This window comes from Ramlibacter tataouinensis (genome assembly GCF_001580455.1).
GTDB lineage: Bacteria > Pseudomonadota > Gammaproteobacteria > Burkholderiales > Burkholderiaceae_C > Ramlibacter > Ramlibacter tataouinensis_B.
In genome coordinates this window covers 2,281,603-2,296,051 of sequence record NZ_CP010951.1, presented here as the reverse complement: position 1 = coordinate 2,296,051, position 14,449 = coordinate 2,281,603, and the positions used below count along the sequence as shown (strand labels likewise).

The 14,449-nt window shown below is 71.1% G+C and carries 15 protein-coding genes; 9 read left to right on the top strand and 6 right to left on the bottom strand.

The window, feature by feature from the left end:
- Positions 1-50 precede the first annotated feature (50 nt).
- Positions 51-1,127 (bottom strand): S-adenosylmethionine:tRNA ribosyltransferase-isomerase, encoded by a 1,077-nt coding sequence (locus UC35_RS11090; protein WP_061499343.1) that lies wholly within the window; start codon positions 1,125-1,127, stop codon positions 51-53.
- Positions 1,124-1,852: an SDR family NAD(P)-dependent oxidoreductase gene (locus tag UC35_RS11085; RefSeq protein ID WP_061503793.1), complete on the bottom strand. Its 729-nt coding sequence runs from the start codon at positions 1,850-1,852 to the stop codon at positions 1,124-1,126. Before UC35_RS11085 ends, UC35_RS11090 begins: the two co-directional genes overlap by 4 nt.
- Positions 1,853-1,976: 124 nt before the next feature.
- Here UC35_RS11085 and UC35_RS11080 point away from each other — a divergent pair, with 124 nt between their 5' ends.
- Both UC35_RS11080 and uvrA read left to right on the top strand, forming a co-directional pair.
- A complete protein-coding gene (locus UC35_RS11080) occupies positions 1,977-2,543 on the top strand; it encodes a helix-turn-helix transcriptional regulator (RefSeq protein WP_061499340.1) in 567 nt (188 codons plus the stop codon).
- A 66-nt stretch (positions 2,544-2,609) separates the two neighbouring features.
- The gene (gene uvrA / locus UC35_RS11075) at positions 2,610-5,525 is read left to right on the top strand and encodes an excinuclease ABC subunit UvrA (protein WP_061499337.1); all 2,916 of its coding nucleotides are present in this window, start codon (positions 2,610-2,612) and stop codon (positions 5,523-5,525) included.
- Positions 5,526-5,537: 12 nt separating this feature from the next.
- On the opposite strand, the gene UC35_RS11070 is transcribed toward uvrA, so the two are convergent.
- On the bottom strand, positions 5,538-6,527 hold the full coding sequence (locus UC35_RS11070; protein ID WP_061499334.1) for an NADPH:quinone reductase: 990 nt from the start codon (positions 6,525-6,527) through the stop codon (positions 5,538-5,540).
- A 112-nt stretch (positions 6,528-6,639) separates the two neighbouring features.
- Between UC35_RS11070 and UC35_RS11065 the strand changes: the two genes are divergently transcribed.
- Positions 6,640-7,239 (top strand): ATP-dependent Clp protease proteolytic subunit, encoded by a 600-nt coding sequence (locus tag UC35_RS11065; protein ID WP_061499331.1) that lies wholly within the window; start codon positions 6,640-6,642, stop codon positions 7,237-7,239.
- Between the two features lie 71 nt (positions 7,240-7,310).
- Here UC35_RS11065 and UC35_RS11060 read toward each other — a convergent pair whose 3' ends face one another.
- Entirely contained in the window at positions 7,311-7,691 is a 381-nt protein-coding gene (locus tag UC35_RS11060; protein WP_061499328.1) for a tautomerase family protein, read from the bottom strand.
- A 98-nt stretch (positions 7,692-7,789) separates the two neighbouring features.
- Between UC35_RS11060 and UC35_RS11055 the strand changes: the two genes are divergently transcribed.
- Positions 7,790-8,647: a LysR family transcriptional regulator gene (locus UC35_RS11055; RefSeq protein ID WP_061499324.1), complete on the top strand. Its 858-nt coding sequence runs from the start codon at positions 7,790-7,792 to the stop codon at positions 8,645-8,647.
- A 4-nt stretch (positions 8,648-8,651) separates the two neighbouring features.
- Here UC35_RS11055 and pyrF read toward each other — a convergent pair whose 3' ends face one another.
- Entirely contained in the window at positions 8,652-9,482 is an 831-nt protein-coding gene (pyrF, locus tag UC35_RS11050; protein ID WP_061499321.1) for an orotidine-5'-phosphate decarboxylase, read from the bottom strand.
- Between the two features lie 73 nt (positions 9,483-9,555).
- Here pyrF and UC35_RS11045 point away from each other — a divergent pair, with 73 nt between their 5' ends.
- Positions 9,556-10,458: a DMT family transporter gene (locus UC35_RS11045; protein ID WP_061499318.1), complete on the top strand. Its 903-nt coding sequence runs from the start codon at positions 9,556-9,558 to the stop codon at positions 10,456-10,458.
- A 10-nt stretch (positions 10,459-10,468) separates the two neighbouring features.
- On the opposite strand, the gene UC35_RS11040 is transcribed toward UC35_RS11045, so the two are convergent.
- Complete coding sequence (locus UC35_RS11040) at positions 10,469-11,389, bottom strand: M48 family metallopeptidase (RefSeq protein ID WP_082793043.1); 921 nt, start codon at positions 11,387-11,389, stop codon at positions 10,469-10,471.
- A 33-nt stretch (positions 11,390-11,422) separates the two neighbouring features.
- On the opposite strand from UC35_RS11040, the gene UC35_RS11035 reads away from it, so the two are divergent.
- From UC35_RS11035 to UC35_RS11020, 4 genes are all read left to right on the top strand, one after another.
- Positions 11,423-12,757, top strand: coding sequence for an AmpG family muropeptide MFS transporter (locus UC35_RS11035; RefSeq protein ID WP_061499314.1), 1,335 nt, complete (start codon positions 11,423-11,425; stop codon positions 12,755-12,757).
- Positions 12,758-12,861: 104 nt separating this feature from the next.
- Positions 12,862-13,059 carry a hypothetical protein gene (locus UC35_RS11030; protein ID WP_145979402.1) on the top strand — a complete coding sequence of 66 codons (198 nt, stop codon included), beginning with the start codon at positions 12,862-12,864 and terminating at the stop codon, positions 13,057-13,059.
- Between the two features lie 138 nt (positions 13,060-13,197).
- A complete protein-coding gene (locus UC35_RS11025) occupies positions 13,198-13,686 on the top strand; it encodes a Spy/CpxP family protein refolding chaperone (protein ID WP_061499306.1) in 489 nt (162 codons plus the stop codon).
- A 43-nt stretch (positions 13,687-13,729) separates the two neighbouring features.
- Complete coding sequence (locus UC35_RS11020) at positions 13,730-14,440, top strand: response regulator (protein WP_061499303.1); 711 nt, start codon at positions 13,730-13,732, stop codon at positions 14,438-14,440.
- The last annotated feature ends 9 nt before the right edge of the window (positions 14,441-14,449 follow it).

The window sequence follows — 14,449 nt, the reverse complement described above, 5'->3', positions numbered from 1 at the left end:
AAGCCGGGCATTGTCGCCGATGCCTGCCGTGCCGGCTGGCGCCGGCGCTTTCAGGCCAGGGCCACGGCGCCGCGGGCCGCGGCGGCCGGGCGGCCCCGGGTCCTTTCGACCCACACGGAGTCCCCGAACTCGTGCGTGAGGTAAGCGCCGCGCTCCAGTTCGACGCTGGCGCGCCGCAGCAACTCATCGCACGCGAATGCGCGCAGCAGTTGGTAGTGGCTGGTGCCGGGCTCGTGCGTGCCGCTGACGATGACGTCGACCACGCGCAGGGGCGTTCCTGCGGCGATGCGCTGGTCGGCCAGCCCCGGCCCGGCGCGCAGCGGCCCGAGCGCGGCGGCATGCTCGAGCGCGCGCGTGACGGTGGTGCCCAGCGCGATCACCCGGCCGCCGTGGCGCTGCGCCGCGGCGACCGCGGCCACGGTGGCGGCAGGAAGGTGGTAGGGCTCGGGCAGGGGCAGGCGCGCGTCGAGCGCGGGATCGCCGGTGGACGACAAGCCGGCCGCGTGCGTCAGGGTCGCAAAGCCGACGCCACGGCGGCGGAGCGCGGCCAGCAGCGCCCAGTCGAGCAGGAAGCCGGCGGAAGGCGGTTCGAACGCCACCGGCAGCGCGGCCACGCGGGTCCAGACGTCCCACAGCGCCAACGGCTCGCGCAGATGGGCGTACTGCACCGGCTTGCCATGCCGCGCGATGCCGGCCCACACCGCATCGACCGGGCCCTCGAAGCGCACGGCCAGCAGGCGCGGATGGCCTTCAAGGCGCAGCACGGTCGCGCGCAGCGGCCCGAGCAGCAGCGCGTCGCCCGGCGCCACCGCCGGCGGCAACGGCCGCAGCTCGGTCGGTGTGCGGTGGTCGCCCTCGCCGAACAGCACGGCCGTGAACTCGCGCACGTCGTCCGCGGCCAGCGAACGGCGGCCGGCCAGCCGCAGCTCGACCTCCCGCCCGCTGCGCTGGTGCGCGCCGCGCAGGGAGGCCGGCAGCGTGGCCGCGTCGTTCGCGATGAGGACGTCGCCCGGCCGCGCCAGCTCGGCCAGCTGCGCCCGCGGCGCATGCCGGATGCGGCCTTGCGCGTCGAGCACCAGCAGCTTCGCTTCGCGCGGCCGCTGGACGGGGGCCGCGGCCGCCTTCATGCCGGCAGCGACGCGCGCTGCGCGCGCGCCAGCGGGGCGAGGCGCTCCAGCAGTTCGCGCGCGGCCTGCGCGGGCGGCTTCAGCGTGGCCGGGTCGGCCTCTGGCAGCGCCGCCGCGTGCATCGGCGTGTCCATGTCGCCCGGCTCGTGCTCGATGACGCGAATGCCGTGGCCGCGCAGCTCCAGGTCCCAGATCCGGCTCATGTGCGCGAGGGCCGCCTTGCTCGCGCCGTAGGCGCCCCAATTCGGGTAGGCGTTGACGGCCGCGTCGCTGCTGATGTTGACCACGATGGCCGGCCGCCCCTGCCGCGCCGAGGACGCCAGCATGCCGAGCAGGGCCTTGGTCAGGCGGAACGGACCCAACAGGTTGGCTTCCAGCGCCGCCTCGAAGTCTTCGCATTCGGTGTCGGCCAGCGGCGCCAGTGGCACCGGGCCGAGCACCGACGCGTTGTTGACCAGGATGTCCAGGCCGCCCAGGGCCGCGCTCACCTGCAGCGCCAGCGGATGGGCCGAGGCCTTGTCGGCGACGTCGCCGGCGATCCCGTGCGTGCCGGGGCAGCGCTGCGCCACGGCGCTCACGCGCTGCGGGTCGCGGGCGATGAAGGCCACCCGCGCGCCCGCCGCCTGGAACTGCTGGACCAGCGCCAGCCCCAGTCCCGAGGTACCGCCGGTGACCGCCACCCGCAGGTCGCGCCAAGGGAATGCCTGCCTGTCCGTGCCGTTCATGTCGCTCTCCTGTCGTGTGCCTTCACGATAGGCGCCGGCCGCCGGATCGCCGAACGCCCTGTCCAACGGATTGGCAAAAGTTCATCGGCGCGCACAAGTTCGACAGCGCGCACAATCCTGAGCCATGGAAGACCACCACGCCGCCGCCCACCTGGCGCGCAACCTGGTGAACCTGCGCCGCACCCGCGGGCTCACGCAGGACATGCTGGCGCGCGACGCCGGCGTGCCGCGCTCGACCATCGCGAACCTGGAGTCCGGCGAGGGCAATCCCTCGCTGGCGGTGCTGGTCAAGGTGGCGCTGGCGCTGGCGGTGCCGATCGACGAGCTGCTGGCCTCGCCGCGCGCCATGGTGCGGCACTGGGGGGCCGACGAAGTGGAACTGCGGACCAAGGGCCGCGACGTGACGCTGCGGCCGCTGGTGCCCGAGCCGGTGCCCGACTCGCTGATGGACCTGATGGACCTGGCGCCCGGCGCGATCATGGGCGGCACGCCGCACCTGCCGGGCACGCGGGAGTTCTTCACCTGCCTCGCCGGCAAGGTGCGCATCACGGTGGCCGGCGACGCCTTCGAGCTGGCGGCCGGCGAGGTGCTGGCCTTCCCGGGCAACCTGCCCCACTCCTACCAGAACGCCGACGGCGTGGCACCCGCGCGCGGCGTCTCGATCGTGATCCTGGCCAAGGCCGGCGTCTAGGGCCGGTGCTGGCGCGGCAAGGCCGCGCGGCAGTAACATGTTGGGTTTTCCCGCGCGCACCGACCCTTGAACGACACCACCGACGGCAGGTACCTCGGCAGCATCACCGCCCAGCGGATCAGCATCCGCGGGGCGCGCACGCACAACCTCAAGAACGTCGACCTCGACATCCCGCGCAACCAGCTGGTGGTGATCACCGGGCTGTCGGGTTCGGGCAAGTCCTCGCTCGCCTTCGACACGCTGTACGCCGAGGGCCAGCGGCGCTACGTCGAGAGCCTGTCCGCCTACGCCCGGCAGTTCCTGCAGCTGATGGACAAGCCAGACGTGGACCTGATCGAGGGCCTGTCGCCGGCGATCTCGATCGAGCAGAAGGCCACCTCGCACAACCCGCGCTCCACCGTGGGCACGGTGACCGAGATCCACGACTACCTGCGCCTGCTGTTCGCGCGCGCCGGCACGCCCTACTGCCCCGACCACGACGTCGCGCTGCAGTCGCAGACCGTGTCGCAGATGGTCGATGCGGTGGCCGCGCTGCCCGAGGACACGCGGCTGATGATCCTGGCGCCGGTGGCGCGCGAGCGCAAGGGCGAATTCGGCGAGCTGTTCGTGCAGATGCAGGCGCACGGCTTCGTGCGCTTTCGCGTCGACGGCCAGATCCACGAAGTCGAGGCGCTGCCTAAGCTGAAGAAGGCGGAGAAGCACGACATCGATGTGGTGATCGACCGCCTCAAGGTGCGCCACGACGCCGGCCCCGGCGGCTTCAAGCAGCGCCTGGCCGAGAGCTTCGAGACCGCCCTGCGCCTGGCCGAGGGCCGCGCCGTGGCGCTCGAAATGGACAGCGGCCGCGAGCACCTGTTCAATGCCAAGTTCGCCTGCCCGGTCTGCGGCTACTCGATCGCCGAACTGGAGCCGCGCCTGTTCTCGTTCAACTCGCCGGTGGGCGCCTGCCCGTCCTGCGACGGCCTCGGTGCCGCCGAGGTTTTCGATCCGGCGCGGGTCGTGGCCTTTCCCTCGCTGTCGCTGGCCAGCGGCGCGGTCAAGGGCTGGGACCGGCGCAACGGCTACAGCTTCAGCATGATCGAAAGCGTGGCCAAGCACTACGGCTTCGATGTCGACACGCCCTTCGAGCAGCTTGACCCCGCGGTGCGCCAGGTCATCTTGCAGGGTTCGGGCGAGGAAGAGATCCGCTTCAGCTACACCATGGAGTCGGGCAACTCCAAGGGCAGGAAGCTCACCCGCAAGCACCCCTTCGAGGGCATCATCCCGAGCATGGCGCGGCGCTACCGCGAGACCGACTCGGCCGCGGTGCGCGAGGAGCTGGCCCGCTACCGCGGCCTGCAGCCCTGCCCCGACTGCGGCGGCACGCGGCTGCGGCGCGAGGCGCGCCACGTGAAGCTGGGCGAAGGCGCGGCGGCGCGCACCATCTTCCAGATCAGCCATGTCACCCTGCGCGAGAGCCAGGACTACTTCGAGCAGCTGCACCTGCACGGCGCCAAGGCCGAGATCGCCGACAAGGTGGTGCGCGAGATCGGCCTGCGCCTGAAGTTCCTGAACGACGTCGGCCTGAACTACCTGACGCTGGACCGCAGCGCCGAGACCCTGTCGGGTGGCGAGGCGCAGCGCATCCGCCTCGCCTCGCAGATCGGCTCGGGCCTGACCGGCGTGATGTACGTGCTGGACGAGCCCAGCATCGGGCTGCACCAGCGCGACAACGACCGCCTGATCGGCACGCTGCGCCATCTGCGCGACATCGGCAACAGCGTGATCGTGGTCGAGCACGACGAGGACATGATCCACGCCGCCGACCACCTGATCGACATGGGGCCGGGCGCCGGCATCCACGGCGGCCGCGTGATGGCGCAAGGAAGCTTCGACGACATCGCGGCGGCGTCCGAGTCGCTCACCGGCCAGTACCTGTCGGGCAAGAAGGTCATTCCCGTGCCGCACCGGCGCACGCCCTGGCTGCCGGCCGATGTACCGAACCAGTTGCAGGCGCTGCGGGTGGTCGGCGCCAGCGGCAACAACCTGAAGAACGTGACGGTGGCCTTCCCGGTCGGCCTGTTCACCTGCGTGACCGGCGTCTCCGGCTCGGGCAAGTCCACGCTGGTCAACGACACGCTGTACGCGGCGGTGGCGCGCACGATCTACCGCGCGCACGAGGAACCGGCGCCGCACGAGGAGGTCGAGGGCATCGAGGGCTTCGACAAGGTGATCAACGTCGACCAGTCGCCGATCGGCCGCACGCCGCGCAGCAACCCGGCCACCTACACCGGCCTGTTCACGCCGATCCGGGAACTGATGGCCGAGACCGCCACCGCCAAGGAACGCGGCTACGGCCCCGGGCGCTTCTCCTTCAACGTGGCCGGCGGGCGCTGCGAAGCCTGCCAGGGCGACGGCGTGGTCAAGGTCGAGATGCACTTCCTGCCCGACGTGTACGTGGCCTGCGACGTCTGCAAGGGCGCGCGCTACAACCGCGAGACGCTGGAAGTGCAGTGGAAGGGCCGCAACATCGCCCAGCTCCTGGACATGACGGTGGAGGACGCCTACGAGTTCCTCAAGCCGGTGCCGGCGATCGCGCGCAAGCTGCAGACGCTGCTGGACGTCGGCCTGTCGTACGTCAAGCTCGGCCAGTCGGCCACCACGCTGTCGGGCGGCGAGGCGCAGCGCGTGAAGCTGGCGCTGGAGCTGTCCAAGCGCGACACCGGCCGCACGCTCTATATCCTGGACGAGCCCACCACCGGCCTGCACTTCGCCGACATCGCCCTCCTGCTGCGCGTGCTGCACCAGCTGCGCGACGCCGGCAACACCATCGTGGTGATCGAGCACAACCTCGACGTCATCAAGACCGCCGACTGGATCGTCGACATGGGGCCGGAAGGCGGCGCCGGCGGCGGCCAGGTGGTGGGTGTCGGCACGCCGGAGGAGATCGCGGCCAACCCGGCGAGCCACACCGGGCGCTATCTCGGGCGGCTGCTCGACTGAGCGGCCCGGCTTTCAGGCGCTGACGTCGACCACGACGTTGCCGCCGGCGCTCCCGCTTTCGACCAGCTGGTGCGCCTTCACGATGTCGGACAGCGGCACGCGATGGGTGATGTTGTGCGACAGGCGCCCGGCCGACAGCAGTTCGGTCAGCTTGGCCGTTGCCGCCGCGCGCTCGGCCGGCGGCAGGTGGTAGACGATGAAGAAGCGCGCCGTCACGTTCTTGGCGATCAGCGGGAAGAAGTCGAGCGAGAAGCGCGCCGCGCTGCTGCCGTACACCACCCAGTCGCCGTTGGCCGCAATGGCCGCCGTGTCCAGGGCGCCGTTGGCGGCGATGTCCAGTTCGACCACCCGGTCGACCCCGCTGCCGCCGGTGGCCTTCAGCACCGCGGCCGCGGCATCGTCCCGCTTGTAGTCGATCACCTCGTCGGCGCCGGCGGCGCTCGCCAGGCGCCCCTTTTCCGCGCTGCTGACCGTCGCCAGCACCTGGCGCGCGCCGAGCAGGCGGGCGAACTGCACCGCGTAGTGGCCGACGGCGCCGGCGCCGCCGGCGACCAGCACGCGCTTGCCCTGCACGCCGCCGCCGGCCATCACCGCATGGATCGCGGTGAGCGCGGGAATGCCCAGGCAGGCGCCCGCTTCGTCGGGCGTGTTGGCCGGCAGCGGCACGGCCTGCGCCTGCGGCAGCGTCACGTAGCCGGCGGCGGTGCCGTCGGGGCGGCCCCAGGCGGCGTTCCACACCCAGACCCGTTCGCCGAGGCGGCGCGCGTCCACGCCCTCGCCCACGCCGTCGATCACGCCCATGCCGTCGCTGTGCGGCACGATGCGCGCGAACGGCAGCGTGCTGGTGCGCAGGCCGGCGCGCGACTTCACGTCCGAGGGATTGACGCCCGACCAGGCGAGCTTGACCCGGAGTTCGCCGGCGCCCGGGACGGGGTCGGGCAGCTCCGCCAGCCGCAGCACCTCGGCGGCGGGACCGGTGCGTTCATAGCAGGCAGCGCGCATGGCAGGCTCCCCAGGAGTGGAGCGCGCCATCTTAGCCCGCAGAACTCGAGCTGAGCCGGCCCTCCGATGCGAACGTGCCATCATTGCGCTTGACCGCAAGGAGCATTGCCCTATGGAACACGAACACCCCGAGAACGAAGCGGCGCCCTCGACCGCCGAGCCGCGCAATTCCTTCCTGGAGGAAAAGGCTTTCAAGTCGCGCACCGTGCTGGTGTTCGGCGAGATTTCGGACAAGTCGGCCGCCGACGTGGTGCGCCGGCTGGTCGCGCTGGACGCCGACTCGGCCGCGGCGATCGACATGCTGGTGAGTTCGCCGGGCGGCCACCTGGAATCGGGCGATGCCATCCACGACATGCTGCGCTACATCACCGCGCCGGTGAACATGATCGGCACCGGCTGGGTGGGCAGCGCCGCCGTGCACATGTACCTGGCGGTGCCCAAGGAGCGGCGCTTCTGCACGCCGAACACGCGCTTCCTGATCCACCAGCCCAGCGGCGGCGCCGGTGGCCAGGCCACCGACATCGCGATCCACGCGCAGGAGATCATCAAGGCCCGCGAGCGCGTGGCCCGCACCATCTCGCGCGAAACCGGCAAGCCGCTGGACACGGTGCTGCAGGACATCGAGCGCGACCGCTGGCTGTCGGCCGAGGAAGCGGTGGAATACGGCCTGGTCGGCCGCATCGTCGCCCACAAGTCCGAGCTCAAGCGCTAGCGCGCCGCTCGCGCCAGACGTCAGGCGTCATCCGCAGCCCGGCGGGCGGGCGGCGGCTGCGTACGGCAGCCTCAAGCGTAGTGCGCGACGCCATTGCCCAGGGACCAGTTCTCTTTGGCGACTTCGACCAGGCTCACGAACACGTCCTCCGGCCGGAGGCCGGGCTTGTCGCCAAGCAGTTCCGCGATCCGCCGGAACAGCGCCTTCTTTTGGTCCAGGGTGCGGGTGTCGTTGGCGGTGATCTGGATGAAGACGAGGTCGTCGCTGCGGGCGACGCCGAGGTAGGAGGCGCCGTAGCGGAAGTTGGCCGCCTCATGCTCGGTGGCAGCCATGAACTGGTCGTCTTCGGGCACGTTGAAGGTTTCGCGCATCGCGCGGTACAGGCCGTCGAAGATGGCCTGCCGGTAGGCTTCCGGCTTTCCGGCGCGCAGTGAGATGTGAAGCAGCGGCATTCGAGCGTCCTTTCCTGGCTGTGCTGGCCAAGGCATTGAAATGCCGCCTGTCCATTTTCACAAGCTATGGAAAGAGATATCAAAGATAATCATTCGAAATGAACGATCGCCCGCTCGACCTGGATGCCGTCCAGGCATTCGTCCGCATTGCCGAGTTGGGCAGTTTCACCCGCGCGGCCGAAGCGATGCGGACGACGCAGGCCGCGGTCAGCCTGAAGCTGAAGCGGCTCGAAGACAGGCTCGGCTGGCGGCTCCTGGAGCGCACGCCGCGCTATGTGCAGCTGTCGGCGCGCGGCGCCGCCTTTCTCGACCACGCCCGCGAGCTGCTGGAGGCCCACGACCGCGCGCTCGCCGAAGTGGCCGGCGCGCGGCAGCGCCTCACCATCGGCATCAGCGACCATGTGGCGGGACCGGAGCTCCCGGCGCTGATCGCGCGCATGAACGCGCAGGACCCGCAGCTGTTGATCGAGATCCGGATCGGCTCGTCGGGCGAGCTGCTGCAATGCTTCGACCGGCGCGAATTCGACACGGTGATCGTGCGCCTGCATGCCGGGCGCAGCGACGGCGAACTGCTGGCCGAAGAGAGGTTCGGCTGGTTCGCGGCGCCGGCCTGGCAGCATCGCGCCGGCGAGCCCTTGCCGATTTGCACCCTGGCCGAGCCCTGCGGCGTGCGGGTGATGGCCGGGCAGCTGCTCGATGCGGCGCGCGTGCCCTGGACGGAAATCTTCGTCGGCGGCGGCGTGGCGGCCGTCGCTGCGGCCGTCATGGCGGGGCTCGGCGTGGCGGCCCTGGCGCCGCGCATGCTGCCCTTTGGCGCGATGGACGTCGGCTCCCGGCTGGGACTTCCCGAGCTGCCGCGCCTGCCGGTGCTGCTGCACTCGCGGGTCAAGGACGGCCGGCCGCGCGCCGCGCTGGCTGCGCTGTCGGCGGCCTTCCGCGGCGCGGTTCGGGCTTAGAACGCTAGCCGGCGGCCCGCGCGGCCTGCAGCTGCTCGCGCGTGCGCTGCGCCTCGCGCCGGGCCGCATCGGCGAAATCGTCGCCGGCGCTGGCGTAAAGAATGGCGCGCGAGGAGTTCACCACGATGGGCGCGTCGGTGCGCCAGCCCGCCTTCACCGTGGCCGCGGCATCCCCACCCTGGGCGCCGACGCCGGGAATCAGCAGCGGCAGCGTGGGCGCCAGCTGCCGGACGCGTTCGATTTCCGCCGGGTAGGTGGCGCCCACCACCAGCCCGAGCTGGCCATTGAGGTTCCACGGGCCCTGCGCCAGCCGGGCGATGTGTTCGTACAGCAGCGGCTGGCCGTCGACCCCGGCCAGCCGCTGGTTCTGCAGGTCGTCGCCGCCGGGGTTGGAGGTGCGGCACAGGAGGAATGCGCCCTTGCCTTCGTATTTCAGGTAGGGCTGCACCGAGTCGAACCCCATGAAGGGCGAGAGCGTGACGGCGTCGGCGCCGTAGCGCTCGAAGGCCTCCTTGGCGTACTGCTCCGCGGTCGAGCCGATGTCGCCGCGCTTGGCGTCCAGGATCACGGGCACGTGCGGCGCGGCACTGCGCATGTGGCGCATCAGCCGGTCCAGCTGCAGTTCGGCGCCGTGCGCCGCGAAATAGGCGATCTGCGGCTTGAAGGCGATCACCAGGTCGGCGGTCGCGTCGACGATGCGCGCGCAGAAGTCGAAGATGCGGGAGGGGTCGCCTTTGAGGGCGGCGGGGAAACGGGCGGGGTCGGGATCGAGTCCCACGCACAGCATGGAGCCGTTGCGTTGCTGCGCCGCCTGCAGCATCTGCATGAAAGTCATGAACCGTCATTCTATCGGGCGCACCCGGTGTCCTGTCCCACCGGACACCCCGCCGCGGCGACAATGCGCACCCATGCAGCGCCTGAGTTCCCGACAGCTCGCCACCCTGGTCCTTCTCACGCTGGCGTGGGGCATCAACTGGCCGGTGATGAAAGTCGGCGTCAGCCACTGGCCGCCGCTGACGTTCCGCGCGGCCTCGATCGTGCTGGGCGTGCCGGTGCTGGCGCTGGCGCTGGTGGTGCTCAAGGTGCCGTTCCGGCTGCCCCGGCGCCATTGGCCCGAGTTCGCCTGGCTCACGCTCACCAACATGCTGGTCTGGCACGTGTGCATCATCCTGGCGGTGCGTTCGCTCTCCAGCGGCCGCGCCGCCATCCTGGGCTACACCATGCCGATCTTCTCCGCGGTGATCGGCGCGCTGCTGTTCGGCACGGCCCTGAGCCGCCGCGGCTGGCTGGGCGTGGGCGCCGCGGCGCTCGGCGTGGCCCTGCTGCTCTGGCACGAGTTCACCAACCTGGCCGGGCGGCCGGCCGGCGTGGCGCTCGCCCTGTTCGCCGCCGGCGTCTGGGCGCTGGGCACGCAGGCGCTGCGCCGCAGCCGCATCGACGTGCCGACCCTCACCCTGTCGTTCTGGATGACGGTGATCACCGGCGTGGTGCTGAGCACGGGGGCCGCCGCCTTCGAAAGCAGCCAATGGACGCGACCCGCGCCGGCGGTGGGCTGGGCCATCGCCTACAACGCCGTCCTGATCTTCGGCTATGCGCACGCGGCCTGGTTCTCCCTGGCGCGTTCGCTGCCGCCGGTGGCCTCGACCCTGAGCGTGATGTTCATCCCCGTGCTGGGCGTGTTCAGCGGCGCGCTGTGGCTGGGCGAGCGCCTGCACTGGCAGGACTGGGCCGCCGTCGCCTTGATGGTGGTGGCAATCGCCTCGGTGTTGTGGCCGGCCCGCTCCGTCGCGGCAAGCCGGGCCACCGCCTGAGCGCCTGCCCCTAGCGAGCCACTGTCGCCGGGGTGGCGGTCGCCGGTGCCACCGGGGTGGCCGGCGGCATGCCGGTCCCGGTCGCCGCCGGCGTCCCCGCGATCGCCTGCTGGTACAGCCCACGCACGCGCGGCACGTTGTCGCGCAGGCGCGCCATGCGGTCCGGGCCGGTCGGGTGCGTCGACAGGAAGGCCGGCCCGCCCTCGCCCTGCACGGCCCCCATCTTCTGCCACAGGGCGATCGAAGCGTCGGGATTGAAGCCGGCCCGCGCGGCGAGTTCCAGGCCCACCAGGTCGGCGTCGGTTTCGTCGCTGCGGCTGTACTTCAGCGTGAGCAGCTGGGTGCCGACGTTGGCGGCCAGGTCGCCGATGTTGCCCAGGCCGAGCAGCGCGGCGCCGATCGACAGGGCCGCGCCGGTGCCCTGGCTCTTGACGATACGGGCCCGCGCATGCTCGCGCAGTGCATGCGCGATCTCGTGGCCCAGGACCATGGCGGTCTCGTCATCGGTGAGCTGAAGCTGGTCGATCAGGCCGGTGAACACGGCGATCTTGCCGCCCGGCATGCAAAAGGCATTGACCTGCTTGCTGCCGATCAGGTTCACCTCCCACTGCCACTGGCGCGCGCGATCGTTCCAGCGCGCGCTGTGCGCGACCATGCGCGTGGTCATGGTGCGCAGTTTCTGCAGCTGCGGGTGGTTCTCGGGCGCCAGCGCGCGCTTCTGGCGTGCCATGTCGATCAGCTCGGCGTACTGCTGGGAGGCGGCCGCTTCCAGCTCGCCGGCCGGCACCAGGTTGCGCAGGCTCGACGCCTCGCCGACATTCACCTGCGCGAACGCAGGCATCGCGGCGGACGCGCCGATCGCCCCCAGCGCCACCAGCAACCCGCGGCGTTGCAGGGCCCAGGGACCGAGGGAATGGCAGTGGCTGCACATGCATTCGACAATAATGACCCACGCCCATCAGTCATGTCGGACAACTCCATTACCCAGCCTCAGACCGAACGCCCCGCCACCTGGGGTGAAACCTTTCGCGTATATGCGGAACCCGCTACGCTGCGCATGCTGTTCCTCGGCTTTTCCGCCGGGCTGCCGCTGCTGCTGGTGCTGGGCACGCTCAGCTTCTGGCTGCGCGAGGCGGGCATCGATCGCACCACCATCGGCTACCTGTCCTGGGTCGGGCTGGCCTATGCCTTCAAGTGGGCCTGGGCGCCGCTGGTCGACCGCCTGCCGATCCCGCTGCTGACACGCTGGCTGGGGCGGCGCCGCGCCTGGCTGCTGCTGGCGCAGGCCGTGATCATCGGCGGCCTGGTCGGCATGGCCGGCAGCGATCCCCGGGCCTCGCTCCAGGCGGTCGTGTGGTGCGCTTTGGTGGTGGCCTTCGGCTCGGCCACCCAGGACATCGCGCTCGACGCCTTCCGCATCGAGTCGGCCGATGCCCGGCGGCAGGGCGCGCTGGCCGCGGCCTACCAGACCGGCTACCGGCTGGCCATGATCTGGGCCGGCGCCGGCGTGCTGTGGATCGCAGCCCGCGCCGAAGTGCCCAACGCGGCCGCCTACCAGCACGCGGCCTGGCACACCGCCTACCTGGCGATGGCCGCTTCGATGCTGGTGGGCGTGTTCACCGTGCTGCTGTCGCCCGAGCCGAAGCGCGCCCCGCCGGCGCCGCCGCGCGATCCGGCGGCCTGGCTGCGCGACGTGCTGATCGGGCCCTTCGCCGACTTCCTGCGGCGCTACCGTTGGCAGGCCGTCCTCATCCTGGCGCTGATCGCGGTGTACCGGATCAGCGACGTGGTGATGGGCATCATGGCCAACCCGTTCTACGTGGACATGGGCTACACCAAGGACGAGGTGGCGGCCGTCAGCAAGGTGTTCGGCGTGATCATGACGCTGGTGGGCGCCTTCGTCGGCGGCGCCATGGCCGTGCGCATGGGCGTGATGCGGGTGCTGATGCTGGGCGCCGTGCTGAGCGCGGCCAGCAACCTGCTGTTCGCCTGGCTCGGCTCGCGCGGGCACGACCTGCAGGGGCTCATCCTGGTGGTCTCGGCCGACAACCTGTCCTCGGGCATCGCCTCGGCCGCCTTCATCGCCTATCTCTCCAGCCTCACCAACGTCAACTACTCGGCCACGCAGTACGCGCTGTTCAGCTCGATCATGCTGCTGCTGCCCAAGTGGCTGGCGGGCTTCTCCGGCCAGTACGTCGATGCCTACGGCTATGCCAGCTTCTTCTCGGCCACCGCGCTGCTGGGCGTGCCGGTGCTGGTGCTGGTCTGGCTGGCGTCGCGCCTCCAAGGCCCCGAATGAGGCCGCAACAATAGGATTACTCCTACCGCCGGGGACAGCCCGCCCCTACAAGGTGCACGGAAGCGCGCCCATAGAGTCGTCAGGCAACAACCGTCAGGTGAGTGGTGGAGCAACCCAGCGACAAGCCGACAGGCGAAGCCCAAGCCCAAGCGAAGGACGCCCCGCGCCGCGAGCGCCGCGCCAGCTATCGCGTGGACGACGACCAAAAGTCGGGCGAGGGTTCGCTCACCGCGCTGTCCAAGCTCAAGATGATCGAGCGCAAGCTGGCGGCATGGCGCGCCATGCGCAAGGATTCTTCCTGACCCCTCGCCGCTGATCGCCGGGGCGGTGCGCGCCGTCGACAGACTCGGGCACGGCCGTTTACCTAACTTTACGCCCGCTTCAAGCGCCGGTGATCGGCGCTCGCCACCATGGCTTCGAGAAGTTCTCTCGGAGCCACCATGGACGACACCGCAAGTAACCGCAAGACTGCCAACACCTCGCGCCGGCGCTGGTTCGCCGGCCTGGCGGCGCTGGGCGCACTGGGCGCGGCCGGCGCCGCCGCCGCGCAGGGCTGGCGCGGCGCCATCGATCCGGCCGAACGCGCGCGCCGCATGGAGTGGCGCATCGACCGCATGGTGCAGGAACTCGGGGGCACGCCGGAACAGAAGGAGCGGCTGACCGCCATCGCCCGCGCCGCCATGGCGGACCTGCAGCCGCTGCGCGAGCAGGCGCGCGAGGCGCGCCGCCAGGGCATGGCGCTGCTGGCCGCGCCGACGATCGACCGCGCCGGGCTGGAGCGGGCGCGCGCCGCGCACGTGCAGGCCGCCGAGGCGAGCAGCCGCCGCATCGTCCAGGCCATGGCCGATGCCGCCGAAGTGCTCACGCCCGAACAGCGCACCCAAATGGCCGAACGCATGAAGTCGCGCATGGATCGCTGGCGCCGCTGAAGGGCGGCGATGCCCTTCCCCACTCATTGATTACCATGGACGCATGCAGCAACTGCTGATGATCGAAGACGATGCCCGCCTCGCGCAGATGGTGGGCGAGTACCTGGAGCGATCGGGCTTCGGCGTGACGCACGCCTTGGACGCCAAGGCCGGACTGGCGCTGCTGCAGGACCCGCCGGCGGCCACGCCCGAGCTCGTGATCCTGGACTTGATGCTGCCCGACCTGGATGGCCTGGAGGTGTGCCGGCGGCTGCGCGCGCTGCCGGGCCCGGCCGGCCAGGTGCCGATCCTGATGCTGACCGCCAAGGGCGACCCCATGGACCGCATCGTCGGCCTGGAGCTCGGGGCCGACGACTACCTGCCCAAGCCCTTCGAGCCGCGCGAGCTGCTGGCCCGCATCCGCGCCATCCTGCGCCGCCGCGGCGAAGGCGCGCCGCCGCCGGCCCAGCTGATGCGCTTCGGCTCGCTGGAGATCGACCGCGACGGGCGCACCGTCACCGTCGCCGGCAAGCCCTGCGAGCTGACCTCCTACCAGTTCGACCTGCTGGTCGCGCTGGCCGAACGCGCCGGCCGCGTGCTCACGCGCGACCAGATCATGGAAGCCGTGCGCGGGCGCGAGCTGGAGGCCTTCGACCGCTCGATCGACGTGCACATGGGGCGCATCCGCGCCGCCATCGAGCCCGACCCGAAGAACCCCAAGCGGATCCTCACGGTGCGCGGCGTTGGCTATGTCTTCGCCAAGCAGCAGGACTAGGGGCGTGAA